This is a genomic window from Streptomyces sp. NPDC052052, assembly GCF_040680455.1.
In the GTDB taxonomy this organism is placed as follows: Bacteria; Actinomycetota; Actinomycetes; order Streptomycetales; family Streptomycetaceae; genus Streptomyces.
On the sequence record NZ_JBFAWU010000012.1, the window covers coordinates 158,568 to 174,349 of the forward strand.

The 15,782-nt window shown below is 68.4% G+C and carries 16 protein-coding genes and 1 tRNA gene; 10 read left to right on the forward strand and 7 right to left on the reverse strand.

Annotation, left to right across the window (positions count from 1 at the left end):
- Positions 1-12: 12 nt before the first annotated feature.
- On the reverse strand, positions 13-1,338 hold the full coding sequence (locus AB0L71_RS16875) for an HTTM domain-containing protein (protein WP_365243196.1): 1,326 nt from the start codon (positions 1,336-1,338) through the stop codon (positions 13-15).
- A complete protein-coding gene (locus AB0L71_RS16880) occupies positions 1,335-2,129 on the reverse strand; it encodes a DUF5819 family protein (RefSeq protein ID WP_365243198.1) in 795 nt (264 codons plus the stop codon). The genes AB0L71_RS16875 and AB0L71_RS16880 overlap by 4 nt, the downstream gene beginning before the upstream one ends.
- Positions 2,130-2,248: 119 nt before the next feature.
- Here AB0L71_RS16880 and paaA point away from each other — a divergent pair, with 119 nt between their 5' ends.
- The 6 genes from paaA (at position 2,249) to AB0L71_RS16910 (ending at position 7,172) form a co-directional block, all read left to right on the forward strand.
- Positions 2,249-3,253 carry a 1,2-phenylacetyl-CoA epoxidase subunit PaaA gene (paaA, locus tag AB0L71_RS16885; protein WP_365243200.1) on the forward strand — a complete coding sequence of 335 codons (1,005 nt, stop codon included), beginning with the start codon at positions 2,249-2,251 and terminating at the stop codon, positions 3,251-3,253.
- Positions 3,250-3,540: a 1,2-phenylacetyl-CoA epoxidase subunit PaaB gene (paaB, locus tag AB0L71_RS16890; protein ID WP_365243202.1), complete on the forward strand. Its 291-nt coding sequence runs from the start codon at positions 3,250-3,252 to the stop codon at positions 3,538-3,540. The genes paaA and paaB overlap by 4 nt, the downstream gene beginning before the upstream one ends.
- Positions 3,537-4,238: a 1,2-phenylacetyl-CoA epoxidase subunit PaaC gene (paaC, locus tag AB0L71_RS16895; protein WP_365243204.1), complete on the forward strand. Its 702-nt coding sequence runs from the start codon at positions 3,537-3,539 to the stop codon at positions 4,236-4,238. Before paaB ends, paaC begins: the two co-directional genes overlap by 4 nt.
- Positions 4,232-4,738: a 1,2-phenylacetyl-CoA epoxidase subunit PaaD gene (gene paaD, locus AB0L71_RS16900; protein ID WP_365243206.1), complete on the forward strand. Its 507-nt coding sequence runs from the start codon at positions 4,232-4,234 to the stop codon at positions 4,736-4,738. Before paaC ends, paaD begins: the two co-directional genes overlap by 7 nt.
- A complete protein-coding gene (locus tag AB0L71_RS16905; protein WP_365243208.1) occupies positions 4,739-5,797 on the forward strand; it encodes a 2Fe-2S iron-sulfur cluster-binding protein in 1,059 nt (352 codons plus the stop codon).
- Positions 5,798-5,936: 139 nt separating this feature from the next.
- Positions 5,937-7,172, forward strand: a complete 1,236-nt coding sequence (locus tag AB0L71_RS16910) for an acyl-CoA dehydrogenase family protein (protein WP_365243210.1) — start codon at positions 5,937-5,939, stop codon at positions 7,170-7,172.
- Positions 7,173-7,299: 127 nt separating this feature from the next.
- Here the strand turns inward: AB0L71_RS16910 and AB0L71_RS16915 are convergent, their stop codons facing one another.
- The 4 genes from AB0L71_RS16915 to AB0L71_RS16930 all read right to left on the reverse strand — a co-directional run bounded on the left by AB0L71_RS16915 (position 7,300) and on the right by AB0L71_RS16930 (position 11,599).
- Positions 7,300-7,644, reverse strand: a complete 345-nt coding sequence (locus tag AB0L71_RS16915) for a rhodanese-like domain-containing protein (RefSeq protein WP_365243212.1) — start codon at positions 7,642-7,644, stop codon at positions 7,300-7,302.
- A 46-nt stretch (positions 7,645-7,690) separates the two neighbouring features.
- Positions 7,691-8,662, reverse strand: a complete 972-nt coding sequence (locus AB0L71_RS16920) for a J domain-containing protein (RefSeq protein WP_365243213.1) — start codon at positions 8,660-8,662, stop codon at positions 7,691-7,693.
- A gap of 58 nt (positions 8,663-8,720) precedes the next feature.
- Positions 8,721-10,172, reverse strand: coding sequence for a DUF2252 domain-containing protein (locus AB0L71_RS16925; protein ID WP_365243215.1), 1,452 nt, complete (start codon positions 10,170-10,172; stop codon positions 8,721-8,723).
- A 272-nt stretch (positions 10,173-10,444) separates the two neighbouring features.
- Positions 10,445-11,599 carry a hypothetical protein gene (locus tag AB0L71_RS16930; protein ID WP_365243217.1) on the reverse strand — a complete coding sequence of 385 codons (1,155 nt, stop codon included), beginning with the start codon at positions 11,597-11,599 and terminating at the stop codon, positions 10,445-10,447.
- Positions 11,600-11,689: 90 nt separating this feature from the next.
- On the opposite strand from AB0L71_RS16930, the gene AB0L71_RS16935 reads away from it, so the two are divergent.
- On the forward strand, positions 11,690-12,148 hold the full coding sequence (locus AB0L71_RS16935) for a MarR family winged helix-turn-helix transcriptional regulator (RefSeq protein ID WP_365243219.1): 459 nt from the start codon (positions 11,690-11,692) through the stop codon (positions 12,146-12,148).
- Positions 12,149-12,371: 223 nt separating this feature from the next.
- On the opposite strand, the gene AB0L71_RS16940 is transcribed toward AB0L71_RS16935, so the two are convergent.
- Positions 12,372-12,454 (reverse strand) — tRNA-Leu (locus AB0L71_RS16940).
- Positions 12,455-12,769: 315 nt separating this feature from the next.
- On the opposite strand from AB0L71_RS16940, the gene AB0L71_RS16945 reads away from it, so the two are divergent.
- From AB0L71_RS16945 to AB0L71_RS16955, 3 genes are all read left to right on the forward strand, one after another.
- Complete coding sequence (locus tag AB0L71_RS16945) at positions 12,770-13,645, forward strand: DUF3662 and FHA domain-containing protein (protein WP_365243221.1); 876 nt, start codon at positions 12,770-12,772, stop codon at positions 13,643-13,645.
- A 10-nt stretch (positions 13,646-13,655) separates the two neighbouring features.
- Positions 13,656-14,171: an FHA domain-containing protein gene (locus tag AB0L71_RS16950; RefSeq protein WP_365243223.1), complete on the forward strand. Its 516-nt coding sequence runs from the start codon at positions 13,656-13,658 to the stop codon at positions 14,169-14,171.
- A 129-nt stretch (positions 14,172-14,300) separates the two neighbouring features.
- Positions 14,301-15,767: a PP2C family serine/threonine-protein phosphatase gene (locus AB0L71_RS16955; RefSeq protein WP_365243225.1), complete on the forward strand. Its 1,467-nt coding sequence runs from the start codon at positions 14,301-14,303 to the stop codon at positions 15,765-15,767.
- Positions 15,768-15,782 lie beyond the last annotated feature (15 nt).

Sequence of the window (15,782 nt, forward strand, 5' to 3'; positions counted from 1 at the left end):
CGCTCTCACTGCTCACCCGACGAGCGTATGGCCCCCGTCGTCTCTGTGGTGCAGGGCCTCCTCGTCATCGACCGCACGCCGCTGCCCCGGCACCTTGCCCCTGCGCGAGAACCGCGAGAACAGCAGGTCCCGTCCGAGGGTCGCCCGGCCGCCGAGCCACACCAGGAAGACGGTGGGCAGGAAGACGGAGTCTGCGGCGATCATCGCCATCGAGAAGAAGGGCAGCCCGAGCACCACGGCGATACCCGCGTGCTCGCACATCATGAGGACGAGCAAGGTGTTCTTGACCCGGCGGTTGAACAGGGTGAAGGGGAAAGCGACCTGAACGATGACCGTGCCGTACGTCAGCAGCATCACCATGATCCCGCTGGACGCCAGGATGTCCGACAGTCCGGGCCAGGGCATGAAGTAGTCGAGCCGGAGCGCGTAGTACAGCGCAGTGCCGTCCTGCCACCGCGACCCCTGGATCTTGTACCACCCTGCCGTCGCGTAGATCAGACAGACCTCAGCCATGATCACGACGAGAGTCGCATTGTGGGCGAGATTGGCGATGACATCGAACAGGGTGCGCGCTTCACTGTGCGGCGCGCGCCGGTTCACGGCCCACCAGGCGCCCTGACCGACCCAGAGGACCCAGAAGAGCACGGGCAGCCACCAGGTGCCGCCGAGGCCGTCCGTGAAGGTGGCCACGACCAGCACCAGGCCGAGCACCCCCCAGAGAATCGGGCCGGCCGCGTCTCCCCGTACCGAACGACGCGGACCGTCGTCCTCCGCGTCGGGCTCCGTGCCCGCCCCTGCGCCGATGCCCGCCTCGGTGCCCGCGTCCGTCGGACGGTCTGCACGGACCGAACGCACCGAACGCGCCGCGCGCCGCGCGTCCCATGACCAGACCTGCCCACAGCGCGTCAGCACCAGATAGATCGACATCAGGTGAATGACGTTGTCGCCACCGTCACCCAGGAAAATGCTGCGGTTCTGCAGGGAGAGAACACCGACCATGAAGAGGACCGACATGGCCCGGGTGTGCCAGCCGATCATCAACAGCGCCGCGGAGAGCAGAGCAACCCCGTACACGATCTCGAACCAGATCGTGCTGTCCGACCACATGAGCACGGTGAAGGCTTGATTGCCCGATATGAGCTGCTGTGCCATGTCCCAGCGCCACGGTGCGTCCGGACCGTACAGCTCGTGGCGGTGCGGCAGTTCGCGGAGCAGGAACAGCAGAAAAGTGGCGGAGAAACCGATCCGGATGACGGCACTCTGGTACGGGCCCAGAGCTGCGGAGGTGATGCGCTGAATGCCGTGGGCGAGCTTGTGGTCGAAGGCGGACGTCCTCACTTGTTCGCCCCCCTGGCGTTCTCGGGAAGGTCGGCAGAGGTCACGGTCCACCAGGGCAGCACCCGGTAGGTCGGCTTCGTGCCGATCTTCTCCTCGCTCCATGCGGGCGCCGCGACGGAGCGCACCTCGGATCGGATCTGAATGCGCTCGACGGTGCCACCGTAGTCGTGTTCACTCAGGCGCAGCATGGCGATGCGGCGGATGTAACGCTCGGAGAGCCGGCCGCGCAGGCCGTTCGCCTGGTTCTGGTCGTCGTGGGAGTTGAGATAGAAGTCCCAGCCTCGGCGGAGCTCGTTCTGATGGATGTGGCTGGGGATCGGATTGCCACGTATCGCTTTGCCGTCCTCGCTGGAGAGGCTCATCCAGCCAGTGGTGTGGCGGCCTTCGGTGCCGCCGGCTATCTCTGCTCGCACATGAACGGCCACGTTCTGCTGAAGCGGGTTCGGGGCGAAGAGTTTCCAGTTCTGTTCGAACTCGGGATAGATCCACTCGTCGACCGCTTCGCCATGCTGCTTGGTCAGCGTGTTCGAGGGCGCGACGTGCAAGAACACCATGGCCAGCTGAGCACAGGCGACCAGACCGATCACCGACAGTGCGCCCATGGCGACGATTTGATACGGACGCGACAGGGAGGCCATGCCACCGTGGGGTGCCGGATCGGCCTCCGAACCCCCCGAACCTCCGGGGCCGACTCCGGAGAGCACCTCCTCGGGCCGGCCGGCCCCCGACCCGGCACTCCCGCTCCCGCTCCCGCTCCCGCTCCCGACACCACTTTCGCTGTACGAATCCATCCCGCCCCGATCCCCGCCGATCCCCGGTGAGTTATCCACAGGGTTGACACCCTACGGGCCGCCGACTCACCATTGAAGACAGTGAACCGAACGATCGGTCGGTCGGTAGGGAGTCCGGGATGACGGCAGTGACTGCGGACCAGACGGCGCAGGCAGGACAAGGCAAGCCCCCAGGGGTGGACGAGGATCTGCAGTCGGCATTCGATGCCTCGGTGGCGGCGGACGAGCGCATCGAGCCACGCGACTGGATGCCGGATGCGTACCGCGCGTCACTGATCAGGCAGATGGCCCAACATGCCCACTCCGAAATCATCGGTATGCAGCCCGAGGCCAACTGGATCTCGCGAGCACCCTCGCTGCGCCGCAAGGCGATCCTGATGGCCAAAGTGCAGGACGAAGCCGGCCACGGGCTCTATCTGTACAGCGCCACGGAGACTCTGGGAGCCGGTCGCGAGGAACTGCTCGACAAGCTCCACGCCGGCCGCCAGAGGTATTCATCAATCTTCAATTACCCGACGCTGACCTGGGCGGACGTCGGTGCGATCGGCTGGCTCGTGGACGGTGCCGCGATCACCAACCAGGTTCCGCTCTGCCGCTGCTCCTACGGCCCGTACGCCCGGGCGATGGTCCGCATCTGCAAGGAGGAGTCCTTCCATCAGCGTCAGGGCTACGAGCTGCTGCTCACCCTCAGCCGCGGAACACCGGCGCAGCACGAAATGGCGCAGGACGCGGTGAACCGCTGGTGGTGGCCGTCCCTCATGATGTTCGGCCCGCCGGACGACTCTTCGGCCCACTCGGCCCAGTCGATGGCCTGGAAGATCAAACGGCACTCCAACGACGAGTTGCGGCAGCGCTTCGTGGACATCTGTGTCCCGCAGGCCGAGGCGCTCGGGCTCACCCTCCCGGACCCGGACCTCCGGTGGAACGACGAGCGTGGGCAGCACGACTTCGGGGCGATCGACTGGCAGGAGTTCCAGGAGGTCCTCAAGGGCAACGGCCCGTGCAACGAGCAGCGCCTCACCCAGCGCCGCCGGGCGCACGAGGAGGGCTCCTGGGTACGGGCCGCGGCAACGGCCTACGCCGAGAAGCACAAGCCGATAAGAAACGGGGAGGCGACAGCATGAGCAACTCGACCGAATGGCCACTGTGGGAGGTGTTCGTGCGTTCACGCCGCGGACTGTCCCACTCCCACGCGGGCAGCCTGCACGCCCCGGACGCGGACATGGCCCTGCGCAACGCACGCGATCTCTACACACGCCGTTCCGAGGGCGTCTCCATCTGGGTCGTCCCGTCCGCACAGGTCACCGCCTCCTCACCCGACGAGAAGGACTCCTTCTTCGAACCTGCCGGCGACAAGCCCTACCGGCACCCGACCTTCTACGAGATCCCGGAAGGGGTGAAGCACCTGTGACCGCGGCTCTCGCCCTGGGCGACGACGCACTGGTGCTCTCGCACCGGCTCGGGGAGTGGGCAGGCCATGCCCCCGTGCTGGAAGAGGAAGTCGCCCTGGCCAACATCGCCCTGGACCTGCTGGGACAGGCCCGGGTGCTGCTCTCCCTCGTCGGGGACGAGGACGAGCTGGCGTATCTGCGCGAAGAGCGGGCCTTCCGCAACGTCCAGCTGGTCGAGCAGCCGAACGGCGACTTCGCCCACACCATCGCCCGCCAGCTCTACTTCTCCACCTACCAACGACTGCTCCACGAAAAGCTGGCGGCGGGCGAGAGCACGTTCGCGGCACTGGCGCGGAAGGCGGTCAAGGAGGTCGCCTACCACCAGGACCACGCGGAGCACTGGACGCTACGGCTGGGCGACGGCACGGCGGAGAGCCACGAACGGATGCAGCGCGGTGTCGACGCCCTGTGGCGGTTCACCGGCGAGCTCTTCCAGCCCGTCGAAGGCGTGGAGATCGACTGGCAGTCGCTGCACAGCGGCTGGCTCGAGTCCGTCACCGCCGTACTGGGGCAGGCCACACTGACCACGCCGACCGGCCCGCAATCCGGAGCATGGACGGCAGGCGCGGGACGCCAGGGCATCCACACCGAACCCTTCGGGCGGATGATCGCCGAGATGCAGCACCTGCATCGCAGCCACCCGGGGGCGTCATGGTGACCGAGAAGCTCCTCGAAGAGGAGCTGCGCCGACTGGCGGGCTCCGTGCCCGATCCCGAACTGCCCGCGCTGACCCTGGACGAGCTGGGGGTGCTCCGGGGCGTGGACGTACGCGGGCCCGGCAAGGTCACCGTCCGTCTCACCCCCACCTACACCGGCTGCCCGGCGATCGAGACCATGTCCGCGGACATCGAGCGGGTGCTGCACGACCGCGGCATGACGGACGTCTCCGTGGTCACCGTGCTCTCGCCGCCCTGGTCCACGGACGACATCAGCGCGGAAGGCTGTCGCAAGCTGGCCGAGTTCGGTATCGCACCCCCACGCCCGCACACCGCCGCATCGGCCGCGAGCGGTCCTGTACCCCTCACACTCTCCGTCCGCTGCCCGCACTGCGGCTCGACCGATACGGAGCTGCTGAGCCGGTTCTCCTCCACCGCGTGCAAGGCGCTGCGCCGCTGTGTGACATGTCGCGAACCGTTCGACCACTTCAAGGAGTTGTAGATGTTCCATCCGCTCCGGGTCCGCGCGATCGAACGGCTCACGGACGATTCGGTGGCTGTCACCCTCGCCGTTCCGGCCGAACTGCGTGAGACCTTCCGCCACAAGCCCGGCCAACACCTCAACGTGCGCCACAGCGTCGACGGCGAGGAGATCCGCCGCTCGTACTCGATCTGCTCACCGGCCACCGAGGAACCGGCGGATCCGGTGCTGCGGGTGGGGATTCGGCTCGTCGACGGCGGTGTGTTCTCCACATACGCGCTGAAGGAACTCTCCGCCGGTGACCTGGTCGAGGCGATGCCCCCGATGGGTCGCTTCGTGCTCACCCCGCGCTCCGGCCATTTCGCGGCGATCGTCGGAGGCAGTGGAATCACGCCCGTGCTGTCGATCGCAGCGACGCTGCTGGAGCGGGAGCCCGATGCCCGTTTCTGCCTGATCCGCAGCGACCGTACGGCGGTCTCGACGATGTTCCTGGACGAGGTCGCCGATCTCAAGGACCGCTACCCGGACCGGTTCCAGTTGGTCACGGTGCTGTCCCGGGAAGAACAGCAGGCAGGTCTCCCGTCCGGCCGGCTGGACGAGGACCGGATCAGCGAGCTGCTGCCCGCGCTGCTACCGGTGGCGGAGGTGGATGGCTGGTATCTGTGCGGGCCGTTCGGACTGGTGCAGGCGGCCGAACGCTCGCTGCACGGCCTGGGTGTCGACCGGAACCGCATCCATCAGGAGATCTTCCACGTGGAGGACGGTGAGGGCACACCCGCTCGCGCCCGGGTCAACACACCTGCTCACAGCAGCCTCACCGCGACCCTGGACGGCCGCTCGGGTACCTGGCCGGTACAGGAGGGCGAATCGCTGCTGGAGACCGTGCTGCGCAGCCGCTCCGACGCGCCGTACGCCTGCAAGGGTGGCGTGTGCGGAACCTGCCGCGCGTTCCTGGTCCAGGGCGAGGTACGAATGGATCGCAACTTCGCGCTGGAGCCCGAAGAGACGGACGCCGGCTATGTCCTGGCGTGCCAGTCGCATCCGATCACTCCGGAGGTGCAGCTCGACTTCGATCGCTGACCGCCCGGCTCCCTCGCCGCGCCCCGGCGTTCACCCACCTGTCCGCGATTCCTCCTGTTCCCTTCTCCTGGAACCTGTTCTATCTTGACGGTCCGTCACATCCGGGTAAGGGAAAAGCGGTTCGCGGGAGGCCGAGGCAGTGGACTTCACCTTCACCGAGGAACAGCAGGCAGCCACCGAAGCGGCGAGAGCGGTCTTCTCGGGGGTTGCACCCGACGGCGTGCCCAGCCCCGCTCTCGTACCGGGCGTGGTGGCCGAGGACATCGACCGCCCTCTGTGGAGCGGACTCGCGGCAGGCGATCTGCTGAGCCTGACGCTCCTGCCGGAGCACGGCGGGGCCGGACTCGATCCTGTCGCGCTCTGCCTGGTGCTGCGCGAGTCCGCCAGGGTGCTCGCCCGGGTACCCCTGCTGGAGACGTGCGCGGTCGCGATGGCCCTGCAGCGCTACGGCGACGCGGGCCTGGCCGCCGAGTTGCTGCCCCGGGTCGGCCGGGGCGAGCTGGTGCTCACCGTCGGGGCCAACGGCCGCACGGGGCACGATCCGGCCGAGCTCGCCGTCACCGCCCGCCGTGTGGGCCCCGCACCGAGCGACCGGCTCGGCGAAGTACCTGGTGAAGAACGCTTCGCCGGATCCGGCGAAGGGCCCGTGGACAGCCCCGGAAACACCGCCGGCGACGCGGGTGGCTGGGTGCTCGACGGGGTGCAGTCAGGAGTGCCGTGGGCGCAGACCGCGGACTGGATCGCAGTTCCCGCCCATACGGGCGTGGACCGGGCCGTCATTGCCCTGATTCGGCCCACCGACGACGGCGTCACTCTGGCCGAACAGGTCTCCACCAGCGGAGAGTCGTTCTCCGAGGTGCGTCTGGAATCGGTACACCTCGACAACTGGGCGCTGATCGACGCCGCCGGGGCCTGGGAATGGCTGCGTTCCCTGCTCACCACCGGGACCTGTGCCCTCGCGTCGGGCCTGGGCGAGGCTGTGCTCGCCATGACGAGCGCATACACCGGCAAGCGCGAACAGTTCGGCTTCCCCATCGCGACCTTCCAGTCCGTCGCCGTACAGGCCGCGGACCGTTACATCGACCTGCGGGCGATGGAAGCGACTCTCTGGCAAGCTGCCTGGCGGATTTCGACCGGGGCCGACGGTGCGCTGCCCGCTGAGGCCGACGTTGCCGTGGCGAAGATCTGGGCCTCGGAGGGCGTCCGTCGGGTCGTGCAGACAGCACAGCATCTGCACGGCGGTTTCGGCGCGGACACCGAGTACCCGCTGCACCGTTTCCACGCCTGGGCGAAGCAGATCGAACTCTCCCTCGGCCCTGCGGCGGCACACGAGGAGGCGCTGGGCGACCTCCTCGCCGCGCACCCCCTCGGCTGACGCCCCGACCCCGCGCCCGTGGAGATGGCCGACCAGTTTCTCGGCCGGGGCAGGCCGACAGCCGAACGCACCGGCAGCCGAATGCGCCAGCGGCCGGGCAGCCACCCGGGCTCAGAGCACTAATGGCTCAGAGCACGAATGCAGGGCTTCCGTCGTCGGTGACCATCGGACGTCCGGCACCGTCCCAGGCGAGCATCCCGCCGTCGACGTTCACGGCGTCGATGCCCTGCTGCACCAGGTACTGCGTGACCTGGGCAGAACGGCCACCGACCCGGCACACCACGTACACCCGCCGCCCGTCCTCGGCAGCCTCCGTGAGTTCACCGAAGCGGCCCACGAAGTCACTCATCGGGATGTGCAGAGCACCTTCGGCATGCCCGGCCGCCCATTCGTCGTCCTCCCGGACGTCCAGCACCAATCCGTCCGACGGAACCGCCGCGACATCCACCGAGGGCAGCGGGGCGAAATTCATGGGTCATGCCTTCTCTCGTACGTACGCTCCAGAGTCACCCGGAACGCTACTGCACCAGGCCCGCCAGCTCCGTCTCACGCCGAGCGACCTCGCCCAGCAACTGATCGGCGATCTCGTCGAGCAGCCGGTCCGGATCGTCAGGAGCCATGCGCAGCATGGCACCGATCGCGCTCTCCTCGAGTTCCTTGGCAAGCACCGTCAGGAGCTCCTTGCGCTGGGTCAACCAGTCCAGCCGTGCGTGGAGTTCCTCGCTCTCGCTGAGCTCCACCTCCGGCGTCACCGGTCCCGCCGCCCACTCCTGTGCCAGCTCCATCAGCAGCGCCTCGTCCCCGCGGCCGTAAGCGGCGTTGACGCGGGTGATGAACTCCTCGCGGCGCACCCGCTCCGTCTCGTCCGGCGCAAGGTCCGGGTGGGCTTTGCGGGCCAGATCTCGGTAGAGCTTGCGCGCCTCCTCGGTCGGCCGGATCCGCTTGGGGGGTCGGACGGGCTGCTCGGTCAGCATCGCCGCCGCCTCGGGGGACAGTCCGTCCGAGTCGATCCAGTCGTGGAAGAGCTCGTCGACACCCGGCATCGGCATCACGACCGCCCGGGCCTCCTGCGCCCTACGGAGATCCTCGGGGTCACCGGTCCTGGCTGCCCGCGCCTCCGCGATCTGCGCGTCGAGTTCATCGAGGCGGGCGTACATCGGCCCGAGCTTCTGGTGGTGCAGCCGGGAGAAGTTCTCGACCTCCACCCGGAAGGTCTCCACCGCGATCTCGAACTCGATCAGCGCCTGCTCCGCCACCCGCACGGCCTTCGCGAGCCGAGCCTCGGGCCGATCCCCTTCGGCGGTCCTCCCGACAGTCCGACCGGCCTCGTCATCGGCCCCGGCAGCGACACCGGTCTCCGATCCGGCCCCGGCCGGCCCTCCGTGCTGCGCATCCTGCACCTGCTGCTCGGAGGACGCGTCCTGCCGGTCGTTGTCCTGCCGGTCGTCTTCGTTCCGGGTGGTCGGCACCCCAGCGGCTTCGTCGGTCACCCGTCCAGCGTATGGCCACCGTCCGTGCACCGGGGACGCGCGGTGGGCGCAACGCCTCTCACACGTCCCGTTCGGCGGCTATCCGTCCCGCCGCGATGGCCCGGACCAGCTCCGCGTGGTCCGCCTCCGTGCGGTCCGCGTACGTCACCGCGAACGCCGCCACCGCCTCGTCCAGCTCTTCGCTCTTGCCGCAGTAGCCCGCGATCAGCCGCGGATCGGCGCTGTGCGCATGGGCCCGCGCCAGCAGCGCGCCGGTCATGCGGCCGTAGTCGTCCAACTGATCTGCCGCGAGGGCTGCCGGGTCCACACTGCCCTTGCGGTTCCTGAACTGCCGCACCTGGAACGGACGCCCCTCCACGGTCGTCCACCCCAGCAGAATGTCGCTGACGACCTGCATGCACTTCTGCCCGAGCACCACCCTGCGCCCCTCATGTGCCACCTCCGGCACATCGAACCCGACCTTCGGCAGGTGGGGAGCCAGCACGGAGGGCCGCGCCTCCTTCACCTGGAGCACCAAGGGTTCTCCACGGTGATCCAGCAGAAGGACCACGTACGAGCGGGTGCCGACGCTCCCGGTGCCGACCACCCGGAAGGCCACATCGTGGATCGCGTACCGGGCGAGGAGAGGCAGGAGGTCCTCCGGGATCGTGCCCAGATAGCTGCCGAATCCCGACGCCACCGCCGCCGCCTCTTGGTCCGAAACCCGCCTCAGCACCGGCGGCGCGTCCACGAAGCGACGCCCACCGTCCCCGGAACCCTCGGTGGACCTGGCCGCGAAACGGGCGCTGGTGTTGCGGCGGGCCTTCTCCGAGACCCGCTCCAGAGTGCCGAGCAGATCCCGCGCATCCGCGTGCGAGACCAACTCCTCGTCCGCGATGGCGTTCCAGGCGTCGAGCACAGGCATTCTGGCCAACAGCCGCATCGTCCGCCGATAGGCACCCACCGTGTCGTACGCGCCCTGGCGACAGGTGTCCTCGTCCGCCCCGACCTCGCGCCCCGCAAGCACCAGCGACGTGGCGAGGCGCTTGAGGTCCCATTCCCAGGGGCCGAACACGGTCTCGTCGAAATCGTTCAGGTCGATGACCAGACTGCCCCGGGCATCGCCGTACAACCCGAAATTGGCAGCGTGTGCGTCGCCGCAGAGCTGGGCCCCCACCCCGCTGACCGGCGTGCCCACCAGGTCATGGGCCATCAGACCGGCCGAACCGCGCAGGAACGCGAAAGGCGTCGCGGCAATCCGCCCCACGCGTATCGGTGCGAGCTCGGGCACCCTGCCCCGGCTCGACTCCTGGATCGCCCGCACGGCATCGGGCCGCCCGGCCGGAAGGTCGAGGACGGTGTGGGAGATCCTGGGCACCCTCTCCCGCAGTGCCTTGCCCGCCTGCCTGGGCGACTGCTGCGGGCCCCGGCCCGCCACGGTCACCCTGGGCGCGAATCCGGGTACGACCGGAATGCGCAGATCGTCCGCCACGGCCCGCTGAACCGGCCCTGCAGCTTCGATTGCCCCCATGGCGCAACCTCCCCACATCGCCCTGCACCCCGGCCCCATGCCCAGTCGCAGATCAATTGCGATGAAGGTACCGCCGCCCGCCAGAGGGCGTCTCCCCCTGTGGAAAACTCACTGCGCGGCCTCTCCGCAGCATCTCGCAGCCTGTGGGCAACCCCCGTTGCGGCTCACTCGGACACTGCTCCGCCACGCTCGGCGTCCGCGCGGGCCCCGACCGGACGCCGCACCGCCCCGGTCGGCCACCCCGGTTCCGGCCGGACGCCCCTCAGCCCCGGTCAGACGCCGACGGTCTCTTCCAGTTCCTCCTCCAGCTCCTCCGTGCCGTCCGCCCCGGCCCGTGCCCCGTCCCCGACGTGTCGTCCCTCTCTCTGTGCTCCCCCGGCCTCCTGCGCTCCCCCCGCCTCGGAGGCGCCGATGCTCCCGGCCGAGGACGTCTCGGCGGCCTTCCGCCGCTTCCCCTCGGCCAACCCCGCCGCACCCATCACCGCGAGACCCACCACGCACCAGAGTGCGAGCACCAGCACATGCCTGCCGAGTGCGTGTCCGCCGAAGTACACATGGCTGCGTACACCCTCGACGAAGCCCGCGCCGTTCCAGAAGGAGTGCAGCGCGCCGAAGATTCCGGGCTGCAACTCCGGCCGGAAGATGCCGCCGGAGGTGGTGAAGTTGAGCATCACGAAGAGCACCATCATGCCGAGCGTCGTCCATCGCTTGAGGAAGACGTGCAGCCCGACGCCGATCAGCAGAATGCCCAGCGAGTAGAGCCAGGCCATCGCCCAGAGACCGCCGAAACCGTGGTCGACGAGGCCGAACACCGGACCGGCGAAGGCCACGCCGATCAGGCTCACCACGAGAGAAACGGCGACCGTCAGCGCCGCCCTGATCCGCAGCGCCAGCACCGCACCGGCACCGCCGATCACCGCGACCGACGCATACGAGCCGATGCTGATCGCGACCAGCAGGAAGAAGATGCCCTGGCCGGTCGGATCCCCGTCGGCGGTCGGTGCCGTGTCCGTCACCTTGAGCGGATCACCCTGCCCGGCGGCAACCTTGGTGAAGATCTCCTCCACGACCGTGGCGCTGGTGCCGGAGGACGCGCCGGCCACCAGCAGTTCGGGGTGCTTCCCCGGGAGGTAGGCGCCGTAGCTCTCCTGGGTCCCGAGATGCTTCTCCGCCGTCGCGCGATCGGGAACCGTTCGCACGATCAGCGCCCCGTCGCCCTTGTCCTGCAGCGTCTGCGCGAGCACCTGCGCGCTCGTCCCCGAGCCGACCACGTCCACCCGGAGATCGTGCGGCTCAGGGGCGTGGAACGCCCCGAGGTAGGCGAGCCCCATCCCGACGCACATCACCAGCGGCGTGACGAAATGGCTCAGCACATGACGCAGAGCGGCGGCGGTGGAACCGGCGGCCGCACTCGGGCCTGACGACATTCGGAACACTCCAGTAGTTGGCTTTTACAACTCTTAATTCGGTTGTACTATACAACTGAAGGAGAGGAAGGCGAAACGGAAGGTGAATCAGTGCCAGACGCCACCGAGAGGCGCGAAGAGTCGCTGAATGTCATCCAGCGCGAACTGACCGCTTTCGCACGTCGCGCGCGGTCCGTGGCAGCCCGCCTCCACCCGGAGCTGTCCCTGGTCTCGTACACACTGCTGTCGCACATCAACGACCAGAACGGCTGCCGCGCGACAGATCTGGCCGCGCACTACATGCTGGACAAATCGACGGTCAGTCGGCAGATCGGCACCCTGGAGAAGCTGGGGCTGGTCGAGCGCCACCCGGACCCGGACGACCACCGCATCCAGGTACTGCACCCCACCGAGGCCGGAATCACGGCGCTCGCCTCGACCCAGGCCAGCCGCCGCTCCGCCTATCAGGAACGCCTCGGGGACTGGACGACGGACGATCTCGCCGATTTCGCTGAGTACCTGCTGCGCTACAACCGGGCAAACACAGGCACGATCACCCCACAGGACTGACCGGACACCGGACGCGGACCCCCATAAGCCATGGAGGGTCGAGAAATCTCACAGCCTCCCACAGGCCCCCAACCCGCGAAATCCTCACAGGGAACGAAAGCCTCACAAGGTTCACACCAGCCCCATAATCCTGCGAGACAGCCTGAACCCGGCGTTTCACGTGAAACCAGTCCCGGGAACGAAGAAGCCCCACGGACCGTTGGTCCGTGGGGCTTCTTCCTTGTGCGCGAGGGGGGATTTGAACCCCCACGTCCCAAAGGACACTGGCACCTGAAGCCAGCGCGTCTGCCGTTCCGCCACTCGCGCAAGAGTGGTGTTTCCAGATTCTCTCACCGTTTGGTGTGAGCGCCTGGCGACATCCGGAAGATTAGCACGCTGGAGAGGGTGGATTCACATCCGTTGTTTCACCGGGCATCAGGCGGGAACCGGGAACGCCGAACGGCCGCCCCCACTCCTCCTCAGTGCATCCCAGGTGCGGGACACTGTCCGGAAGCCGCCTCTACGATCCGTGTGGGAGGTGACACTTATCCACAGGGCAGACAAGGGGAACCAGCCGATTCCCCGAGGCGTGGATACGATCAGTAAGCAGTACAGGGACGACTACAACGGAGGAGGTGCCCCATGGGAGTCATGAAGCGTTTCGAGCAGCGTCTCGAAGGTCTGGTCAATGGCACCTTCGCCAAGGTCTTCAAGTCCGAGGTCCAGCCGGTCGAGATCGCGGGAGCCCTCCAGCGCGAGTGCGACAACAACGCGACGATCTGGAACCGTGAGCGGACCGTCGTCCCGAACGACTTCATCGTCGAGCTCAGCACCCCGGACTACGAGCGTCTCAGCCCGTACTCGGGCCAGTTGGGCGACGAACTCTCCGGGCTGGTCCGCGACTACGCCAAGCAGCAGCGGTACACCTTCATGGGCCCCATCAAGGTCCACCTGGAGAAGGCCGACGACCTCGACACCGGGCTCTACCGCGTACGCAGCCGCACCCTGGCATCGAGTTCGTCACAGCACCAGGGCCAGCAGGGTCAGCCCGGGCAGCACAGTCAGTCCCCCTACCCGGGCCAGGGAGGGCGGTCTCCGCAGCCCTCCGGCGGCTACGGCTACCCGCCCAGCTCCGCCCCGCCGATGCCGGCGTCACCGCCGCCGGGCGCCGGCAGGCACGGCACACCCGGTGTCGACCGCCACCCGCCGGCCGGCCCCGGCTCCCTGCCGAACGCGCAGGTGCGGCGCTGGATCGAGATCAACGGCACACGCCATCAGATCTCCCGCCCGACGCTGGTGCTGGGACGCAGCACCGACGCCGACGTGCGGATCGACGACCCCGGCGTATCGCGTCGGCACTGTGAGATCCGGACCGGAACGCCCTCGACGATCCAGGACCTCGGGTCCACCAACGGCATCGTGGTGGACGGGCAGCACACCACCCGCGCTACGCTCCGCGACGGCTCGCGGATCGTCGTGGGCAGCACCACCATCGTTTACCGGCAAGCCGAAGGGTGAAGCGGGGGCAATGTCAGAGCTGACCCTGACGGTCATGCGGCTAGGTTTCCTGGCTGTTCTGTGGCTGTTCGTGATCGTGGCCGTCCAGGTCATTCGCAGCGACCTGTTCGGAACGCGTGTCACACAGCGCGGCTCACGCCGGTCCACGGCCGACGGACGGCCGTCACAGGCGCGCCAGAACGCGGCGGCACCGCCGCAGCAACGCCAGCAACCCGGCCGCCAGCGCCGGGGGGCACCCACAAAGCTGGTCGTCTCCGAGGGCAGCCTCACCGGCACCACGGTGGCCCTCCAGGGCCAGACCATCACTCTGGGCAGGGCCCACGACTCAACAATCGTCCTGGACGACGACTACGCGTCCAGCAGGCATGCCAGGATCTACCCCGACCGTGACGGCCAGTGGATCGTCGAGGATCTCGGGTCCACCAACGGCACCTATCTCGACCGGACCCGACTCACCACCCCGACACCTGTTCCGCTGGGCGCGCCGATCCGCATCGGCAAGACCGTCATCGAGCTGCGGAAGTAGTACGACAATGAGCGAGCGGAGCGAGCGAGCCGCGGCCGTCCACCACACGGACCCGGCCCGGCTCCCGACCGGAGGGTGGGCAGTGTGGCTCGAGACCGGCTGTACCCCGAGCCGACGGGAGAGGTGCGCATGAGTCTTTCCCTGCGCTTCGCCGCCGGATCGCACAAGGGCATGATCCGGGAAGGAAACGAGGATTCCGGTTACGCCGGCCCGCGTCTTCTCGCCATTGCCGACGGCATGGGAGGCCAAGCAGCCGGCGAGGTCGCCAGCTCCGAGGTGATCTCCACACTCGTCCAGCTCGACGACGACGTGCCGGGCTCGGACATCCTCACGTCCCTCGGCACCGCGGTGCAGCGGGCCAACGACCAGCTGCGCATGATGGTCGAGGAGGACCCCCAGCTGGAGGGCATGGGCACCACGCTCACCGCTCTCCTCTGGACCGGCCAGCGCCTCGGTCTCGTCCACGTCGGCGACTCCCGCGCGTACCTGCTGCGCGACGGCGTCCTCACCCAGATCACCCAGGACCACACCTGGGTGCAGCGGCTGGTCGACGAAGGCCGGATCACCGAGGAAGAGGCCACCACCCATCCGCAGCGCGCCCTTCTGATGCGTGCGCTGGGCAGTGGCGATCACGTCGAACCGGATCTCTCCATTCGCGAGGTCCGGGTCGGCGACCGTTACCTGATCTGCTCCGACGGGCTCTCCGGCGTCGTCTCCCACCAGACGCTGGAGGAGACCCTCGCCAGCTACCAGGGCCCCCAGGAGACCATCCAGGAGCTGATTCAGCTCGCTCTGCGCGGCGGCGGCCCGGACAACATCACCTGCATCGTCGCCGACGTCCTCGACGTCGACAGCAATGACACCCTCGCCGGGCAGCTGAACGACACCCCGGTCGTCGTCGGTGCGGTCGCCGAGAACCCGGCCGCCCAGCTGAACGACGGCGGCGCCATGCAGACCCCCGCCGGACGAGCGGCCGGCCTCGGCCGGCCCGTGCCGCCGCCCGCGGGCAGCTTCGGCCCGCCCGGCAGCGGCGACGACGGCTACGGCGGAATGCCGCACGGCTCCTTCGACGCGTACACCGACGACGACTTCGTCAAGCCCGGCGGCGGCCGCAGGTGGCTCAAGAGGTCTCTGTACACCGTGCTCGCGCTCGCCATCGTCGGGGGCGGTCTCTACGGCGGCTACCGCTGGACCCAGAACCAGTTCTACGTGGGCGCGAACAACGAAAACGTCGCGCTGTTCCGCGGCATCGGCCAGGACCTGGCATGGATCTCGCTCTCGAAGGTCGAGAAGGACCACCCCGAGATCGAACTCAAGTACCTCCCGCCCTACCAGCGCAAGCGGGTCGAGGCGACCATCGCCGAAGGCAATCTCGCCGCCGCGCGCGACAAGATCGGTGAACTCGCCCTCCAGGCGTCCGCCTGCAAGAAGGACGCCCAGCGACGCGCGGCCGAGAAGGCCGCCGCCGACGAGAGCCAGGCCAGCGGCACGGACTCGGACGCCGCCAAGAACAAGTCGACCACCGCGAGTCCCACTCCTGGTCCCAGCCTCTCGGAGGAAGAGAAGAAGCTGGTCCCGCAGTGCGGCAAGAAGTAAAGCCGTAGGGGGCCT